The sequence below is a fragment of the Paraniabella hibiscisoli genome (genome assembly GCF_022512515.1).
Lineage (GTDB): Bacteria > Bacteroidota > Bacteroidia > Chitinophagales > Chitinophagaceae > Niabella > Niabella hibiscisoli.
The window spans coordinates 1-15,809 of record NZ_JAKWBK010000004.1 but is presented as its reverse complement, the minus strand read 5'-3'; the positions used below and the strand labels follow the sequence as shown (position 1 = coordinate 15,809).

General features: G+C 41.7%; 21 protein-coding genes and 3 pseudogenes. 22 read left to right on the top strand and 2 right to left on the bottom strand.

The features are described 5' to 3' along the window. Window positions 1-79 precede the first annotated feature (79 nt). The gene (locus MKP07_RS40635; protein WP_317236247.1) at window positions 80-487 is read left to right on the top strand and encodes an aminotransferase class I/II-fold pyridoxal phosphate-dependent enzyme; all 408 of its coding nucleotides are present in this window, start codon (window positions 80-82) and stop codon (window positions 485-487) included. Next, window positions 481-1,184, top strand: a pseudogene (locus MKP07_RS40630) (aminotransferase class I/II-fold pyridoxal phosphate-dependent enzyme). The gene MKP07_RS40635 and the pseudogene MKP07_RS40630 overlap by 7 nt, the downstream one beginning before the upstream one ends. Here the strand turns inward: MKP07_RS40630 and MKP07_RS35660 are convergent. Further along, a pseudogene (locus MKP07_RS35660) lies at window positions 1,177-1,754 on the bottom strand (N-acetyltransferase family protein). The pseudogenes MKP07_RS40630 and MKP07_RS35660 sit on opposite strands and share 8 nt — an antisense overlap. Before the next feature lie 147 nt (window positions 1,755-1,901). On the opposite strand from MKP07_RS35660, the gene MKP07_RS35655 reads away from it, so the two are divergent. The 20 genes and pseudogenes from MKP07_RS35655 to MKP07_RS35560 all read left to right on the top strand — a co-directional run bounded on the left by MKP07_RS35655 (window position 1,902) and on the right by MKP07_RS35560 (window position 14,935). Further along, window positions 1,902-2,798, top strand: a complete 897-nt coding sequence (locus MKP07_RS35655) for an ammonium transporter (RefSeq protein ID WP_240852802.1) — start codon at window positions 1,902-1,904, stop codon at window positions 2,796-2,798. After that, entirely contained in the window at window positions 2,774-3,214 is a 441-nt protein-coding gene (locus MKP07_RS35650; protein WP_240852801.1) for a hypothetical protein, read from the top strand. Before MKP07_RS35655 ends, MKP07_RS35650 begins: the two co-directional genes overlap by 25 nt. A gap of 143 nt (window positions 3,215-3,357) precedes the next feature. After that, a complete protein-coding gene (locus MKP07_RS35645; protein ID WP_240852800.1) occupies window positions 3,358-3,759 on the top strand; it encodes a hypothetical protein in 402 nt (133 codons plus the stop codon). Further along, complete coding sequence (locus MKP07_RS35640) at window positions 3,756-4,901, top strand: amidohydrolase family protein (RefSeq protein ID WP_240852799.1); 1,146 nt, start codon at window positions 3,756-3,758, stop codon at window positions 4,899-4,901. Before MKP07_RS35645 ends, MKP07_RS35640 begins: the two co-directional genes overlap by 4 nt. Continuing rightward, window positions 4,871-6,415 (top strand): amidohydrolase, encoded by a 1,545-nt coding sequence (locus tag MKP07_RS35635; protein WP_240851948.1) that lies wholly within the window; start codon window positions 4,871-4,873, stop codon window positions 6,413-6,415. Before MKP07_RS35640 ends, MKP07_RS35635 begins: the two co-directional genes overlap by 31 nt. A 29-nt stretch (window positions 6,416-6,444) precedes the next feature. Beyond that, window positions 6,445-7,116, top strand: a complete 672-nt coding sequence (locus MKP07_RS35630) for an amidohydrolase family protein (protein ID WP_240852798.1) — start codon at window positions 6,445-6,447, stop codon at window positions 7,114-7,116. 20 nt (window positions 7,117-7,136) lie between these two features. Continuing rightward, window positions 7,137-7,715, top strand: a complete 579-nt coding sequence (locus MKP07_RS35625; protein ID WP_240852797.1) for an amidohydrolase family protein — start codon at window positions 7,137-7,139, stop codon at window positions 7,713-7,715. Window positions 7,716-7,836: 121 nt separating this feature from the next. Then, window positions 7,837-8,442 carry a TetR/AcrR family transcriptional regulator gene (locus tag MKP07_RS35620; RefSeq protein WP_317236172.1) on the top strand — a complete coding sequence of 202 codons (606 nt, stop codon included), beginning with the start codon at window positions 7,837-7,839 and terminating at the stop codon, window positions 8,440-8,442. Next, window positions 8,426-8,935 (top strand): TolC family protein, encoded by a 510-nt coding sequence (locus MKP07_RS35615; protein WP_240852796.1) that lies wholly within the window; start codon window positions 8,426-8,428, stop codon window positions 8,933-8,935. Before MKP07_RS35620 ends, MKP07_RS35615 begins: the two co-directional genes overlap by 17 nt. A gap of 94 nt (window positions 8,936-9,029) precedes the next feature. After that, complete coding sequence (locus tag MKP07_RS35610; RefSeq protein WP_240851943.1) at window positions 9,030-9,359, top strand: TolC family protein; 330 nt, start codon at window positions 9,030-9,032, stop codon at window positions 9,357-9,359. Further along, a complete protein-coding gene (locus MKP07_RS35605; protein ID WP_240852795.1) occupies window positions 9,332-9,760 on the top strand; it encodes a TolC family protein in 429 nt (142 codons plus the stop codon). The genes MKP07_RS35610 and MKP07_RS35605 overlap by 28 nt, the downstream gene beginning before the upstream one ends. Before the next feature lie 18 nt (window positions 9,761-9,778). Next, complete coding sequence (locus MKP07_RS35600; protein ID WP_240852794.1) at window positions 9,779-10,513, top strand: HlyD family secretion protein; 735 nt, start codon at window positions 9,779-9,781, stop codon at window positions 10,511-10,513. Window positions 10,514-10,536: 23 nt separating this feature from the next. Beyond that, window positions 10,537-10,908 (top strand): HlyD family efflux transporter periplasmic adaptor subunit, encoded by a 372-nt coding sequence (locus MKP07_RS35595; protein ID WP_240852793.1) that lies wholly within the window; start codon window positions 10,537-10,539, stop codon window positions 10,906-10,908. 220 nt (window positions 10,909-11,128) lie between these two features. Next, window positions 11,129-11,980 (top strand): DHA2 family efflux MFS transporter permease subunit, encoded by an 852-nt coding sequence (locus MKP07_RS35590; RefSeq protein ID WP_240852792.1) that lies wholly within the window; start codon window positions 11,129-11,131, stop codon window positions 11,978-11,980. Beyond that, window positions 11,965-12,240, top strand: a complete 276-nt coding sequence (locus MKP07_RS35585; protein WP_240852791.1) for an MFS transporter — start codon at window positions 11,965-11,967, stop codon at window positions 12,238-12,240. The genes MKP07_RS35590 and MKP07_RS35585 overlap by 16 nt, the downstream gene beginning before the upstream one ends. Next, window positions 12,240-12,413, top strand: a complete 174-nt coding sequence (locus MKP07_RS35580; RefSeq protein ID WP_240852790.1) for a hypothetical protein — start codon at window positions 12,240-12,242, stop codon at window positions 12,411-12,413. The genes MKP07_RS35585 and MKP07_RS35580 overlap by 1 nt, the downstream gene beginning before the upstream one ends. Then, on the top strand, window positions 12,403-12,711 hold the full coding sequence (locus MKP07_RS35575; protein ID WP_240852789.1) for a hypothetical protein: 309 nt from the start codon (window positions 12,403-12,405) through the stop codon (window positions 12,709-12,711). The genes MKP07_RS35580 and MKP07_RS35575 overlap by 11 nt, the downstream gene beginning before the upstream one ends. Window positions 12,712-12,769: 58 nt before the next feature. Next, the gene (locus tag MKP07_RS35570; RefSeq protein ID WP_240852788.1) at window positions 12,770-13,213 is read left to right on the top strand and encodes an ElyC/SanA/YdcF family protein; all 444 of its coding nucleotides are present in this window, start codon (window positions 12,770-12,772) and stop codon (window positions 13,211-13,213) included. After that, complete coding sequence (locus MKP07_RS35565; protein WP_240852787.1) at window positions 13,213-13,452, top strand: hypothetical protein; 240 nt, start codon at window positions 13,213-13,215, stop codon at window positions 13,450-13,452. The genes MKP07_RS35570 and MKP07_RS35565 overlap by 1 nt, the downstream gene beginning before the upstream one ends. A gap of 450 nt (window positions 13,453-13,902) precedes the next feature. Further along, window positions 13,903-14,935 (top strand): annotated as a pseudogene (locus tag MKP07_RS35560) (IS481 family transposase). A 407-nt stretch (window positions 14,936-15,342) separates the two neighbouring features. On the opposite strand, the gene MKP07_RS35555 reads toward MKP07_RS35560, so the two are convergent. Further along, on the bottom strand, window positions 15,343-15,651 hold the full coding sequence (locus MKP07_RS35555; RefSeq protein ID WP_240852786.1) for a peroxiredoxin family protein: 309 nt from the start codon (window positions 15,649-15,651) through the stop codon (window positions 15,343-15,345). Window positions 15,652-15,809 lie beyond the last annotated feature (158 nt).

Here is a 15,809-nt window from a genome sequence, read left to right as displayed (position 1 = left end):
AACGTGGTGTTGAAATGCCGGCTTCGCCCATCAGGAAGTTGGTTCCTTATGCTGATGCGGCAAAAAGAGGGGAGTAAAAGTGTATCATCTTAATATAGGGCAACCCGATGTGGAAACGCCGCCGTCCATTATGGATGCGGTAAGAGGGGTGAAGATGCCGATTCTGGAATATAGCCATAGTGCAGGTAACGAAAGCTATAGGAAAAAGCTGACTGAATATTACGCGAAAGCGGGTATACAGGTTACTAAGGATGAAATACTGGTTACTGCAGGCGGTAGCGAAGCGATCATGTTTGCATTTTTTGCATGTTTGGATGCTGGCGATGAGGTAATTATTCCCGAGCCGCTCTATGCGAATTACCTTGGTTTTGCCTGCCAGACAAGCGTCAAGGTAGTGCCGATAAGGTCGGCTATCGAAACAGGTTTTGAATTGCCACCACTGAGCGAATTTGAAAAAGCTATTACCCCCGCACAAAGGCTATTTTAATATGTAATCCTAATAACCCAACCGGGTATTTATATAGCAGGGATGAAATGCTGGCCATTGGTGAAATCTGTAAAAAAATAACCTGTACCTGTTTAGTGACGAGGCTTACCGGGAATTTTGTTACAGTGAAGAACCGCATACCAGTGTAATGAACCTGCCCGGTTTGGAAAATAATGCGATTTTGATTGACACCATCAGCAAAAGATACAGTGCCTGCGGCGCCCGTATTGGCGCATTGGTGACAAAAAATAAAAAAGTGTACGATCTGGCCATCAAGCTGGCGCAAACCAGGCTGAGCCCACCGGGCCTGGAGCAGGTTTTAGGAGAGGCTGCAGTTGACCTGCCGGACAACTTTTTCGATGAACCGAGGGCTGAATATCTACGACGCAGGGATTTATTGGTAAGTCGGCTTAACCAAATGGAAGGGGTATACTGCCCCAATCCTGGTGGAGCGTTTTATGCAATAGCCCAACTGCCTATTGACGATTGTAATAAGTTTTGCCAGTGGTTGCTGGAAGAATTTTCTTATAATGGTCAATCGGTGATGCTGGCGCCAGCAACAGGGTTTTATGTAACGCCCGGCCTTGGTATAAACGAGGTGAGACTGGCTTATGTCATTAACCTGGAGGCCATTCACAATGCCATGAACTGCCTTGAGGAAGCCTTAAAGGTATACCCGGGTAGAACGATTAATTAGCGTATTTGTTTAGTATGTTTTCTACAGCCGAGCGATCCAGCTCCGGGTATGGTATGGGCGCTGGCGGAATCGAGTCATTTGGTTTTGCCAGCGTCAACTGCCACCATCCTACGTCACACCATTTTCCGGCTTTGTACCCTACATTTTCATAAGTTGCAAACCATTTGAAGCCCATTTTTTCGTGAAAACCAACACTTTGTGGATTGGGTACCGTAATAACTGCATAAACCTGGTAAATTCCCTGTAAGCGCAGTATGTCGAATAGAGCCCGATACAATTTTGCCGCTATCCCTTTTTTCTCTGGTCGGCATGCACGTAAACCGAACATTCCACTACCCACTGGTAAGCCACCCGCTCCCGGTAGGCAGAGGCATAAGCGTAACCCAATACTTTTCCATCCTCTTCCATAACCAGCCAGGGATATTTTTGGGTATACTGCCTTATTCGTTCTTCAAATATTTCTGTATCAGGTACTTGGGTTTCAAAAGTAACAAACCCGTCCCGTACAAAGGGTGTGTAAATATCTCTTATTTCTCCTGCATGAGCTGTTTTTCCAATGGATACTTTCATATTAGTAATAAATATATTTGAAAATAATTGTCAATAATGCAATTTATTTTGATGTTAAATATATAATTTTGGATTGCATACAACCAATATTAACTATTTGTTCATTTATTATTATTTTTTATCACATTAAATTTTTTCATTATGCACATGACCAAAAAACTAGCTATTGTTCCCTTTCTTCTGCTCGTGTTAGTTACTGTTCTCAGTCTTTTTATGGGCCACAATCCTGTAGCAAGTCCAACTGATCCTGCAATAGATACCGGGGACACAGCCTGGCTTCTTACTTCGGCGGCATTGGTATTAATAATGACACCGGGTCTGGCTTTCTTCTATGGTGGCATGGTAAGAAAGAAAAATGTGATCTCCACAATGTTACAAAGTTTTATTTGTATGGCCATTGTGTCGGTATTATGGGTGGTTTTCGGTTTCAGCCTTGCTTTTGGTGAAGACATAGGAGGGGTGATCGGTAATCCTTCCACTTTTATGTTTATGAACGGCGTTTTGGATGGTAAACCTTGGTCGTTAGCACCAACGGTACCTCTGGCCGTTTTTGCTTTTTTCCAGTTGAAGTTTGCCATTATTACGCCAGCGCTGGTTACTGGTGCTTTTTCTGAAAGAGTTCGTTTCACCTCTTATATTTTATTTATCTGCCTGTTTTTCATTTTTATCTATGCTCCTCTGGCGCACATGACATGGCATCCTGATGGTCTTTTGTTTAAGTTAGGTGTTCTGGATTTTGCAGGTGGAACAGTAGTACATATGAGCGCAGGTGTTGCTGCTCTTGCCAGCGCAATGTATTTAAGAAAAAGATCTGACCAGGAAATGAAACCTGCACGTATTACATATGTATTATTAGGTACAGGTTTGCTTTGGTTTGGATGGTTTGGTTTTAATGGTGGTTCAGCAATGGGCGCTAATAACCTGGCAGCTATCGCATTGGCTACAACTGCTGTAGCATCAGGCGCTGCTGCTTTCGCATGGATCATTTTCGACGCTTTAAGAGGCAAAAACCTTCTGCCATGGGTACCAGCATTGGTGCAGTAGTAGGGTTGGTGGCTATCACTCCGGCAGCTGGCTTCGTAAGCTTACCGCATGCGCTGGTAATTGGTGTTGTAGCTTCATTGGTTAGTAATTTAATGGTAGAGTGGAGAACAAGAACCAGCCTTGATGATACTTTGGATGTATTTCCTTGTCATGGAGTTGGTGGTTTAGTAGGTATGATCCTTACAGGTGTATTTGCCAGCCCAGGCATTAACTCAGCGGTAGCTGATAAGGGCTTATTCTTTGGCGAAACCAAATTATTCACAACTCACGTTTTAGTGGCTCTGGGAGTTTTGGTAGGTGTATTTGTTATGTCGATGATCATTTTAAAAGTAACCGACCTAATCACTCCTTTACGTGTTAGCGAAGAGGAAGAAGTAGAAGGGTTGGATATAAGTCAGCTGGGAGAAACTTTGTAAGTATTTTTTGAGGTTACATATAAACGGTGCAAACAGGTAAAATTGTTTGCACCTTTTTATTGCTGCTATCTGGCCATACGTTATTTCTTAAAGTCGGGGGTCTTTTGGTTTTATTTTATTATTTTCCATAAAAATTAATGCTAATGAAGAAATGGCTTTTGGGAGCCGGGCTCTTATTGGGTTTGGCCGAGCTTCGCGCCCAGGTTACTTACCCTGTAAATGGTATTGCCGATGAGCGTAGCCGTTATTATGCCTTCACCAATGCCACTATTGTAAAAGACGGCAACACATCACTTTCCAATGCTACACTGGTTATAAAAGATGGTAAAGTGGTCGCGGTAGGGAATGTTTCAGTTCCTGACGCATCCGTTGTGGTTGATTGTAAAGGCCAGTTTATATACCCTTCCTTCGTGGATATTTACAGCGACTATGGCATTGCAGTTCCTCAGAGACCAGGCGGTGAGGGTTCTTTTTTGGTCCTCAGCAGTTATCTACCAATACCAAAGGACCATTTAGCTGGAACCAGGCCATCAGGAGCGAATTGAATGGGTATGATCTTTTTAATACGGATACTAAAAAGGCAGAAAGCTTAAGAGAGCAGGGCTTCGGTGCAGTGGTGTCACATCAAAAAGATGGTATTGCCAGGGGTACCGGTGTGGCAGTTGTTTTATCCGATCGTAAAGAGAACCTCAATATTTTAAAGGACAGAACTGCTGCCTTCTACTCGTTTAGCAAAGGCACTTCTACGCAGTCTTATCCTACTTCTATGATGGGTAGCGTAGCCTTGCTCAGGCAAACCTTTATAGACGCCGACTGGTACGCAAAGAATAAGCCGGCAAAAGAAGGAACGAATAAATCACTAGAAGCATGGATAAATAACAGATCACTGCCCCAGGTATTTGATGCGGGTGATAAGTGGAGTGACCTGAGAGCAGACAGGATAGGTGATGAGTTTGGTGTACAGTTTATTATTAAGGCTGGCGATAACGAGTATCAGCGCATAAAAGAAATAGCGGCTACCAAAGCTGCTTATATTCTGTCGCTGAATTACCCGGAAACACAGAATGTTGAAGATCCGATGGATGCAAGGTTTGTTTCCGTAAGTGATATGGCGCACTGGGAGCTGGCGCCAGGTAATGCCGCAGCATTTGAAAAAGCCGGTATTCCCTTTGTTATTACTGCAGCCGATCTGAAGGATATAAAAAGCTTCTGGCCTTCGCTTAGAAAAGCCATTGCATACGGTTTAAGTCCTAAAGCCGCATTAGCCGCTTTGACAACCGTGCCTGCATCGCTCATGAAAATTGACGACAAAGTTGGCAGTATTGAAGCGGGAAAAGTGGCCAACTTTTTAATAACAACAGGCGATCTGTTCGCTGAAAAAACAAGTATTGTAGAAAACTGGGTGAACGGGGAGCGTTATGATGTAAAAGCCAAAGCGAGCAAAGAACAGGCCGGGCAATACAAGCTGTCTATATCCGGAGCCGCCGGCGTTACCGACTATATTCTGGATGTAAAAAACAACAGCCAGGCCAACCTGATTGGAAAAGATACGCTCACAACCAGGTTTAAATCAGACGGTACATTGGTCTCTATCAATTTTTCTCTGAAGCCTTCGGGGAAACCAGCGACCGCTGAGAAAAAGATTCTACTTTTTCTATGGCCCAGGCCGGATTTTTATATAGGCTGAGCGGGGTTGATTATGGTAAAAGCTGGCAGGGTGTGGGCTCCGACAATAACGGTCAGCCGGTTACCTGGATAGCTACATTTACTAAAGAAGGTACATTGAAAAAGGATACCGCAAAAAGTAAATCAGAGAAAGCGTTGGCGAAAGTGAATTTTCCATTTTCTCCTTATGGTAATGCTGTAGTTCCTGGTACAGAAAACATACTAATAAAAAATGCTACGGTATGGACCAACGAAAAAGAAGGGAGGTTAGAGAATACAGATGTATTACTGAAGGATGGAAAGATCGCTTCAGTTGGCAAAAATATTACTGCAGCCGGCGCCAAAACGATTGATGGAACCGGCAAGTTTTTGACCCCGGGCATTATTGACGAACATTCGCATATTGCCGCTTTTTCTATTAATGAAGGAGCGCAATCGGTAACCTCTGAAGTTAGGGTAGGCGATAATCTGAACCCTGATGATGTGAATATATACAGGCAGTTAAGTGGCGGTGTAACTACATCTCACATACTACATGGGTCTGCTAATACTATCGGCGGACAAACACAATTGATCAAACTACGATGGGGTGCTGATGATGAAGGGCTGAAATTTAAAGGCGCTGATCCCTTTATTAAATTTGCTCTAGGAGAGAATGTAAAGAGAACTGCGCAGTCGCAGGGTAATATCCGTTTTCCGGATACGCGTATGGGAGTACAGTCTGTATTGGCAGATGCATTTCAAAGAGCAAAAGATTATGAAGCTAAAATAAAAGCCGGTGATAAAACCGTTCGCAGAGATCTGGAGCTGGATGCATTAGTGGAGATATTGAATAATAAACGGTTCATTACCTGTCATAGTTATGTGCAAAGCGAAATACTGGCATTGTTAACAACTGCCGATGATTATGGATTTAAGGTAAACACATTAACACACATATTAGAGGGATATAAAGTAGCTGATGCCATTAAAAAGCATGGTTCTCACGTTTCTACATTCTCCGATTGGTGGGCTTATAAAACAGAAGTACAGGATGCAATTCCCTATAACGCAGCTATCATGCACAAAATGGGGTTAAATGTTTGTATTAATAGTGATGATGCTGAAATGGCACGTCGCTTAAATCAGGAAGCAGCCAAGGTCGTAAAGTATGGAGGGGTGAGCGAGGATGATGCCTTTAAAATGGTAACGCTCAATCCTGCAAAAGCACTTCATATTGATAGCCGTGTGGGAAGTATTAAAGTAGGCAAAGATGGGGATGTAGTACTATGGGATCAAAATCCGTTAAGCATATATGCAAAAGCATTGTATACAATTGTAGACGGTACCATATTTTTTGATCGTGAAAAGGACCTGGAGCAGCGGAAGCTTATAAGTATGGAAAGAAACAGATTGGTTCAAAAAATGCTGGCTGACGCAAAGGGAGGAACACCTACTGTACCAGTAAAACCAACCGCCCAGGTTATTTTGCATTGCGAGGATAATGAACAACATACGGGTATCCTGGAAATAGATTCTTACGAAGAAAAACTGTAAACTATGCTAAAAAAATTATAACACTTGCTGTGATCGCCACTATTGGTAATGGTTTACAGGCACAGGATAATGTTTACCCGGCTGGTCCGCAAAAGGGAACGGTTATTATCAAAAACGGCAATATTTATACAGCGGCGGGTAACGTGATCAATAATGGATCTATCACCATAAAAAACGGAAAGATTGCTGAAGTAGGTACCTCGGTGCCGGAAGAAGCGGGCGCTACCATCATAGATGCCAGGGGCAAAAATGTATACCCCGGCCTGATATTGCCGAACACTGATCTGGGTATTAGCGAAATAGGAAGTGGCGTTCGGGGTAGCAACGATTATTTTGAACTGGGGGAGTATAACCCTTCTGTCCGTTCTGTTGTAGCTTATAATACAGACTCTAAGATTATCAATACCCTGAGGGCGAATGGTATTTTGCTGGCTTGCGTAGTACCGCAGGGGCGATTGCTTACGGGAACTTCCTCGGTGGTGCAGCTGGATGCCTGGACCTGGCAGGATGCCATCTATAAAGCAGATAACGGGTTGCACCTCAACATGCCTATGTTAATGCGTTCGCCGCGCAGGTCTCTTAGAGGAACAGACGCCTCCGATCCGGTAAAAACGGGTATACAGACTATCGAAGAAGTGGAGTCCTTTTTTCTGCAGGCGCAGGGGTATTTGAAACAACCTAAAAGGAGGATGTTAATCTGAAATTTGAAGCTGTAAGACCTTTGTTTGAGAAAAAACAGAAGCTTTTTGTACATGCTGATATTGCCCGCCAGATACTGGTAGCTGTGGACTTTGCAAAGAAATTTAATATTGATGTAGTGTTGGTAGGCGGCTCAGATAGCTATTTATTTGCCGACCTTTTAAAGCAAAATAATATTGCTGTTATCTTGAATGCCTTGCATAGTCTGCCCACCATGCAGGACGATGATATTGATCAGCCATTTAAAACACCGGCCATTTTGCAGAAAGCAGGCGTGTTGTTCGCTATTAATGATAACTCGGACAATGCCCGTTATCGAAACCTTGATTTTAACGCAGGCACCGCCGCAGCATTTGGACTCACCAAAGAACAGGCGCTGGCCGCCATTACGATCAACCCTGCCAAAATTCTGGGTATTGATCAGCAAACGGGATCCATTGAAAAAGGGAAAGACGCCAATATTATTATTTGTGAAGGAGATGTGCTCGACATGCGAAGCAGTGTTGTGACAGAAGCTTTTATACAGGGCCGGAAAATTAACCTGGATAATAAGCAGCAGCAGCTATACGACAGGTATAAGCATCGATACGGAATTAATTAAGTGTAAAGGAAATGTTGATCAATGTCAATATTTCCTTTTTTATTAAAAATAAAATTAAACAAATGTTTGATTAGTTTAAACGTTTGTTTAATTTTGTACCCGCAATGACAAAAAAGAACATATACTGGAGAAGGCTGAAGGGCTGTTTTCTGAAAAAGGGTTTGATGCTACATCGGTAAGAGACATTTCTAAAGCAGCGGGGATTAATATAGCTATGATCTCCTATTATTTTGGGTCGAAGGAGAAATTGATGGAAGAATTGTTCAAAATGCGCATGAGTGTTGGATTGGCTTCTGTGAAAGAGATTGCGGAAAGCAATGAGCTTACTACTATCGAAAAAATAGAAAAGGCGCTCACGGGCTATATCGACCGTGTTAAGAACAATAAATCTTTTTACAAAGTAATACTGGCCGAGCAGGCTACTAATAAGAATAAAAGCGTAATCAGGTTTTTAAGTAAGTCCAAGGAGTCTTATGCGCAGTTTTTCGCAACAGTGCTGTCTGAAGGATATGCTTCAGGAGCTTTCAAAAATAAAGTCGATCCTGTTTTATTTATTACTACGATCACGGGAACTATCATGCAATCATTATTGAATAAACATTTATATGCCACGCACTATGGTATAAAGGTTACCGAAGAATGGATCAGGGATGTTTATTTCGAAAAAGTAAAAGAACATTTAAAATCAATTACAAGAAACATTTTAGGATATGAATCGAACAGCTAAAGCGCTATTGTTTTTTTCAGCAGCGCTATTGTCTTATGCAGATATCAATGCACAGGACAAAAGGGGCTTAACGCTCCAGGAAGCCCTTGAATTGGGTATCGCCAACAGCAAAAATTTAAAGATTGATGACGCGAAAATAATAGAAGCTACCGCGGCAATCGACGAAGCAAAGAACCGGCAATTGCCCGATCTGAAAGTGAGTGGTAGTTATCTGAGACTAACGAATGCTAATATTAATCTTAAAACAGGTCAGCAATCTTCAGGCGAAGACGGTCAATCGCAAGGGTCTTCAGCTGCACCTAAGGTAAACCAGGCTATGTATGGTATTGCGAATTTCTCGTTGCCGTTATTTGCCGGGGGACGTATTAAGTACGGTATACAATCGGCTAAGTATTTATTGGATGCTGCTAAGTTGAGCGCCGGTAGCGATAAAAATGAAATTGCTTACAATATCAGCCAGGCCTATGTAAATCTTTTAAGGTTTCGCAGGTAGTAAATGTATTGAAAGAAAACCTGGGAGCTTCTCAAAAAGAGACGCGGATTTTCTCAACAAAGAAAACAATGGAATTATTGCACGTAATGATCGTTTGAAGGCTCAGCTGCAAACTTCTGATATTGAGCTTCAGTTGCTGGAGGCAGAAAATAATTACAATATAGCTAACATGAATATGAATCTGTTGCTGGGCTTGCCAGAGCAGACCATTCTGGAAGTTGATTCTTCATTTGTGAATATGCAGGTGGACATCAAAACTTTTTCTGACTATCAGCAACAGGCATTGCAAAACAGGAAAGATGTGCAGGCATTAGGCTTTCAACAAAGAGCTGCTGAATTGTCTACTAAATCGGCTAAAGCAGAGAACTTACCCACATTGGCGCTTACCGGGGATATGTGGCTGCGAATATTCCTAATTTTTTAACCGTGACTAATGCCGTGAATGCGGGTGTGGGTATACAATATAACCTCGCAAATTTATGGAAGAGCAACGCGGTATTAAAGCAGTCCCGGGCCAGGGAAACACAGCTTTCAGCTTCAAAAGAATTGTTGATGGATGGAATAAAGCTGGAGATTAACAGGGATTATCAAAATGCATTTGTTGCTAAAAAGAAAATAGAGGTGTACGAGAAGTCTGAACGCCAGGCTGAAGAGAATTACCGGATCACTAAAAATAAGTTTGACAATAGCCTGGTGACTATTACAGAGTTGCTGGATGCGAACGTGGCGTTATTGTCTACCAAGATCAATGTTTTAAATGCCAAGGCTGATGCAGCGCTGGCTTATAGAAAGTTATTAGAAACAACAGGAGTACTTTATCAATAAAATATTAATTCATTAAAGATGGCAAATAATACAGTTACAGAAGCAAACGAAACGGCACCGGCAAAGGCGCCTGCTGCTAAAAAGAGAAGCCCTATATTTTTTATTATTCTTGGCGTTATGATAGTGCTGGGAGCTTACTTTGGCATATCAGGGTATATCCATGGTCAAAGCCATGAGGAGACCGATGATGCGCAGGTAGAAGCCAACCTGAGTCCGGTTATTTCAAAAATATCAGGCTATATTAACGAGGTTCGTGTTCGCGACAACCAGTTTGTAAATAAAGGCGATACTTTGATCATATTGGATAAAAGAGATTTAGCGATGGCGCTGCAACAGGCGGAAGCGGCTTTAGGAACAGCCAGGAGTAATCTTTCTTCTGCAGAAGCCAGCACGTCAGCAACCAATAAAAACGTAGGTACTGCCAACGCTGCTGTTGCTACAGCTAATGCCCAAATAGAAGCAGCCAAGGTAAACATCTGGCGTACTACAGAAGACTTGAAACGTTATGAAAACCTGGTAAAAGATCATTCTATTACACAACAGCAATACGAGCAGGCACTAGCCGCCAAGCAATCTGCAGATAAGCAGTTAGAGATATTAGTAGCCCAGCGTAATCAGGCAGCCGCTCAAACCAATGTAGTAAAAAGCCAGGTATCTGCCAGCTCAGAGCAGTCTGTTATTGCCCGGTCGAGCATCAGGCAGAAAGAAGTGGAAATTGAGAATGCCCGGCTGAACCTGAGAGTTATACGGTAATTGTTGCTGCGGAAAGTGGAGTGGTGTCGAAAGTGCCGGTACAGGTAGGGCAGTTTATCCAGGCAGGAGCTCAGCTGTTTAATATCGTTTTAAACAATGATAAATGGGTGGTGGCCAACTTTAAAGAAACGCAGATCTCTAAAATGGTGGAAGGGCAGAAGGTATCGGTAACGGTAGATGCATTTCCAAAACACGAGTTTGAGGCAAAACTAACCTCTTTTTCTCCGGCAACCGGTGCGCGCTTTGCATTGCTGCCTCCCGATAATGCCAGTGGCAATTTTGTAAAAGTAGTACAACGTCTGCCCGTAAAAATTGAGTTTACAGATACCAAAGACTCGCTGATTCAAAAGCTGCGTCCGGGGCTGAATGTAGTGGTGGATGTGCATCTGAACTAGTGAGTGATCGATAGTTAATGGTGAATAGTTAATGGTGAATGGCAGCGTGTTAATAATATGGTTCAGTGTAGTATAATCAAGTTGTGACCCGATAAAGTGGATACAAGTGATAATACGGATGAAATAGAGGTTCGAAGAACGATTGAGAATCAAACGACCCCGTTTAATGAGCGAGTTGGCAGGTTAGGATCTGGTTAGCAGCTGCTGAAATAATAATAAAATGGAAGATCAAAATTCGCTGGTGGAATATGGCTTTCGCCGGTTTATAGTAACCCTCACGGCCATTGTTTGTGCGTTGCTGGAAATTGTGGATACGACAATCGTAAATGTGGCGCTGAATGACATGAAAGGGAATATGGGCGCCACTTTGTCTGAAGTAGGATGGGTAATTACAGCCTATGCGATTGGTAATGTTATCATTGTTCCCATGACCAGCTGGCTTTCGCAACAATTTGGAAGACGAAATTATTTTGCGTTCTCCATAGCATTATTTACAGTCTGTTCTTTCTTATGTGGTAATGCTACAAACATCTGGGAACTGGTAGCGTTCAGGTTTTTGCAAGGTGTAGGTGGGGGTGCCTTACTGGTTACTTCGCAGACTATTATCACCGAGTCATACCCGGCTGAAAAACGGGGCATGGCCCAGGCTATTTATGGCCTGGGTGTAATTGTTGGACCTACTTTAGGTCCACCCCTGGGTGGTTACATCGTCGATAATTTTAGCTGGCCCTATATATTTTATATAAATATCCCTTTGGGAATTATAGCAATACTGCTAACCCTTCAGTTTATAAAAAGTCCTAAATATGCAGCTAAAACGTCAACCAGGGAAATTGACTGGTTGGGTATATTCTTATTAACTGTCACGGTGGGTTCCCTGCAATTTATCCTGGAACGCGGACACGAGGAGGATTGGTTCACAAGCCCTGTAATCTCCATTTTCACTGCATTGGCAGTATTTGGTTTATTCTTTTTTATATGGCGGGAGCTTACCTATAAAAACCCTATTGTAGAGTTAAGAGTATTAAAGAACGGAAATCTCGGATTGGTACCGGTATGTCATTTATTTTAGGCTTTGGGTTGTATGGGTCTACCTTTATTATACCATTGTATACCCAGAGTTTGTTAGGGTGGACTGCCTTGCAATCTGGTTTGCTGATGATCCCTGCAACATTGGCCACGGCATTTATGATGCCGGTTGTAGGCCGTTTAATATCAAAAGGGGTATCTCAGCAGTATATGGTGGCTGTAGGCTTGTTCCTGTTTTTTGTGTATAGTTTCTGGGGATATAAGATCATTACGCCCGATACTGGCAAGGACAGCTTTTTCTGATGCTGATCGTGCGTGGTGTAGGACTGAGTTTACTTTTTATACCTATTACCACTATGGCGTTGTCAACCCTGAAAGGACAGCAGATCGGACAGGGGGCCGCTTTTTACCGGCATGATGCGGCAGCTAGGAGGATCATTTGGTGTAGCCGCAATTACAACTTTTATGAGCAATAAGAACATGTCTTACAGGAATGATCTTATTTCCAAACTGGATGTTAATGACCTGGATGTGCAGCAAAGGGTAATGGCATTAAAGCAGGGTTTTATTGCCAAGGGTATGTCTCCGGATGTAGCTTTGAATTCGGCTTATAAGGCCCTGGATTTCACGGTTACCAAACAAGCCGCAGTGCTTTCTTATATGGATGTATTTCTCTACCTGGGTGTGCTCTTTTTGATATGTATACCTTTTATTCTCATGGTCAGAAAGCGAAAAGATAAAGAGGCGATAGATATGAGTGCTGCAATGCACTAAATGTATTAGAATTTTTCTAATTCGAACGATACATAGAAATGTATTATTTTACATTTCTATGTATCGTTTTGCATTTCTGGCTATTCTTGCTTTAACTATTTTATCGGGTTGTAAAACCTATGTGTATCGCGAGCGGCCGGCCAGACTTTACAGGGAAGTAACTGACAGCAGTAAAAGTTTTGATGTTGCGATTGTACCAGGCGTTCCATTTTATAATAATAAATGGGATTCTATAATGAAAGGCAGGGTGCTTTGGGCAGATTTCCTGTATAAGGAGGGAATAGTGCGGAATGTTATTTTTTCAGGAAGTGCCGTATACTCGCCTTATTATGAGGCCCGTATTATGGGTTTATATGCAGAACAGTTGGGTATACCTGCATCGAATATATTTTTGAAACACAGGCAGAGCATAGCACAGAGAATATATATTATTCCTACGAAATGGCGCGAAAGCTGGGTTTCAAAACAATTGCGCTGGCTACTGATCCCTTTCAATCTTTGATGATGAGCAGGTTTATTAAACGTCGCTTCGCTACTCCTATTGGGGATGTGCCATTTATTGTTGATACGATCAGAAAAATTAATGACGTAGAGCTTGAAATCAACCCCTCGTCTGCCTACGAAGCTACATTCAGGTCTATCGTTGACCGGGAAAGCAAGGAGAAGACTTCGTGGTACTTTGGGTGCATTTATTCCCTGGGAGAACAGGAAGGGTTTGAAAGCAGCTCCGTTATAAGGTGAGGTCTAATGGGTATAGATTACGTTTGGTCTTACCGGCAAATATTTTTTTATTACGAGAAGTTTGTTAAAATTTAATATAAGAAAATGCGGTAGTCGTATGAATAGTTGGTAGTAAAAATTAAAAAGGGATATTAGAATTTGAAGTGTGATATTTCAAGATTATGTGAGACAAAATGCCTATCGATTTCTGTAGTACATTTTGCTGTTTCTTGGTATTATTTCGACTTCCTTTTCCCAATACTTTGTTGTTACATCTGGTTGAATAGGTATCAGGTGTTCCAGTTCAAGAAGTTTTTCGTTTGGGGTTTTACCATTCAATGATGCATGAGGGCGTTTGTAGTTATAGAAATTTTGCCATTCAAGTAATTTGTAGAAGTTAAGACTTAATCTGACAGTTGGGGTTAATTTAGAGTAACGACAAACTAAATTAATAACCCCAAAAGTCAGATTATGAATTCTGCAACTAAGTTAATCAAATCCAGAGTTGGCTTACTCAATTTAGCCGAACAATTGAACAATGTGACTCGTGCCTGTAAATTAATGGGTACTAGCCGTGACAGTTTTTACCGTCTTAAACAACTCTATGAGACTGGAGGAGAAGAGGCTCTCAGAGAAATAAGTCGCCGTAAACCCATTCCCAAAAATCGTGTAGACCCAGCAGTTGAGAATGCTGTTGTTAAAATGGCATTCGATTTTCCAGCCTATGGCCAATCCAGAGCTTCCAATGAACTTCGCAAGCAGGGTATTTTTATTTCAGCAGCTGGCGTTCGTTGTGTGTGGCAACGGCATGATCTGGAGATTTTGAAAAACGTCTCAAGGCTCTGGAGGCTCGCGTAGCTCAGGACGGTTTGATCCTTACGGAAGCCCAGGTTATAGCGATGGAACGGAAAAAAGAAAAGCAAGAAGCCCATGGGGAAATTGAAACGGAGCATCCTGGTTATCTAGGTTCCCAGGACACCTATTATGTTGGCACAATTAAAGGTGTAGGTAGGATTTATCAACAAACCTTCATTGACACCTATAGCCGGGTAGCTTTTGCTAAGCTTTATACAAGCAAACATGCTATTACATCGGCAGATATTCTCAATGATAAAGTTCTTCCATTCTTTGACGAACATGAAATACCAATGCTCAGAATACTTACTGATAGAGGAACTGAGTTTAACGGAAGACCCGAAAATCATGAGTATGAATTATATCTACAGATTGAAGGTATAGATCACAGCAAAACGAAAGTGCGCCATCCCCAAAGTAATGGAATTTGCGAACGCTTACACCGTACCATGCAGGATGAGTTCTGGCGCAATCGCCTTCCGAAGAAAGCTCTACCAGGATCTTCAAACTTTACAAAATGATCTGGACGAGTGGCTGGACCATTACAACAATGAGCGACCACAGTGGCAGATTTTGCTTTGGTAAAACTCCACTGCAAACTTTTAAAGAATCGCTTACCTTAGCCAAACAAAACTGCTGGATCAAGTGAGTCCAGCAGCCTAATTAATTTAATCTGTATCCCTTTTGAAAATTTAAAAAATTAGTCCCTGACTGTACGATCAAGTACTAACTATTACAAGTAATTTCATAGCAAGATCGAGAGTTCTTTCAAATTATTCTTGTTGGGCTGTTCCATTGGAGAATTTTGATGATTACTTAGGGGATATGAAAATACTGTTCCTAAGAATGCTATTTCAGCAAATCCTTTAATTTCTTTCGTAGTTCATCGCCCCATAAATCTGTTGCAACTATAATACCTTCTCTGTTAATTAAAAAATTTGATGGATATTGTTTGACTCCATAAATTAACACAGCTTTATTTCTAACTCCCCTGAGATCACTAACATTTTCCCACGGAATTTTATCTCTTTATTGCCTGAAGCCATTCATTCTCTATTAGTGTCTGCTGCAACCCTCAAGAATTTCAAAACCTTTTTGATTGTACTCATTATAAATTGCAATTAATTCCACGTGCCCCTTTCCTACAGGGCAAACACCAGGACCCCCAAACTCAAGCAATACAATTTTTCCTTTAAATTTAGATAGCTGTTGATGTTCATTTTTGGCATTAGGTTGCCCAAAATCTATATATTTGTTGCCAACTTTTTCACGTTTTGATTTAGGCTGAAAAATTTTGAAGATTTTTACCATAAGATGAGTTTTTATATCATCAGATAATTTCTCGAAAAGCAGTAATATTGCCATCCATTTCCCAAGTCGCTGCGTGGTATCCAGTAGTTGTGCAATTTATGATAGAATTAGCGTGATTTTTAATAAAACTTCTATATATTCATAGGTTTCGTTTCCAGACAAATCAACTTTTTTTGCATATTTCCGCAAGTCTTGCGTTTTGATCCCATGAT

Excerpts from the sequence above, each read along its gene's own strand:
- MKP07_RS35655 (WP_240852802.1), top strand. The coding sequence starts at position 1,902 with ATGACCAAAAAACTAGCTATTGTTCCCTTTCTTCTGCTCGTGTTAGTT.
- MKP07_RS35650 (WP_240852801.1), top strand. The coding sequence starts at position 2,774 with ATGGGTACCAGCATTGGTGCAGTAGTAGGGTTGGTGGCTATCACTCCG.
- MKP07_RS35645 (WP_240852800.1), top strand. The coding sequence starts at position 3,358 with ATGAAGAAATGGCTTTTGGGAGCCGGGCTCTTATTGGGTTTGGCCGAG.
- MKP07_RS35635 (WP_240851948.1), top strand. The coding sequence starts at position 4,871 with ATGGCCCAGGCCGGATTTTTATATAGGCTGAGCGGGGTTGATTATGGT.
- MKP07_RS35615 (WP_240852796.1), top strand. The coding sequence starts at position 8,426 with ATGAATCGAACAGCTAAAGCGCTATTGTTTTTTTCAGCAGCGCTATTG.
- MKP07_RS35600 (WP_240852794.1), top strand. The coding sequence starts at position 9,779 with ATGGCAAATAATACAGTTACAGAAGCAAACGAAACGGCACCGGCAAAG.
- MKP07_RS35590 (WP_240852792.1), top strand. The coding sequence starts at position 11,129 with ATGGAAGATCAAAATTCGCTGGTGGAATATGGCTTTCGCCGGTTTATA.
- MKP07_RS35585 (WP_240852791.1), top strand. The coding sequence starts at position 11,965 with ATGTCATTTATTTTAGGCTTTGGGTTGTATGGGTCTACCTTTATTATA.
- MKP07_RS35580 (WP_240852790.1), top strand. The coding sequence starts at position 12,240 with ATGCTGATCGTGCGTGGTGTAGGACTGAGTTTACTTTTTATACCTATT.
- MKP07_RS35575 (WP_240852789.1), top strand. The coding sequence starts at position 12,403 with ATGAGCAATAAGAACATGTCTTACAGGAATGATCTTATTTCCAAACTG.
- MKP07_RS35570 (WP_240852788.1), top strand. The coding sequence starts at position 12,770 with ATGTATCGTTTTGCATTTCTGGCTATTCTTGCTTTAACTATTTTATCG.
- MKP07_RS35565 (WP_240852787.1), top strand. The coding sequence starts at position 13,213 with ATGATGAGCAGGTTTATTAAACGTCGCTTCGCTACTCCTATTGGGGAT.
- MKP07_RS35555 (WP_240852786.1), bottom strand. The coding sequence starts at position 15,651 with ATGGCAATATTACTGCTTTTCGAGAAATTATCTGATGATATAAAAACT.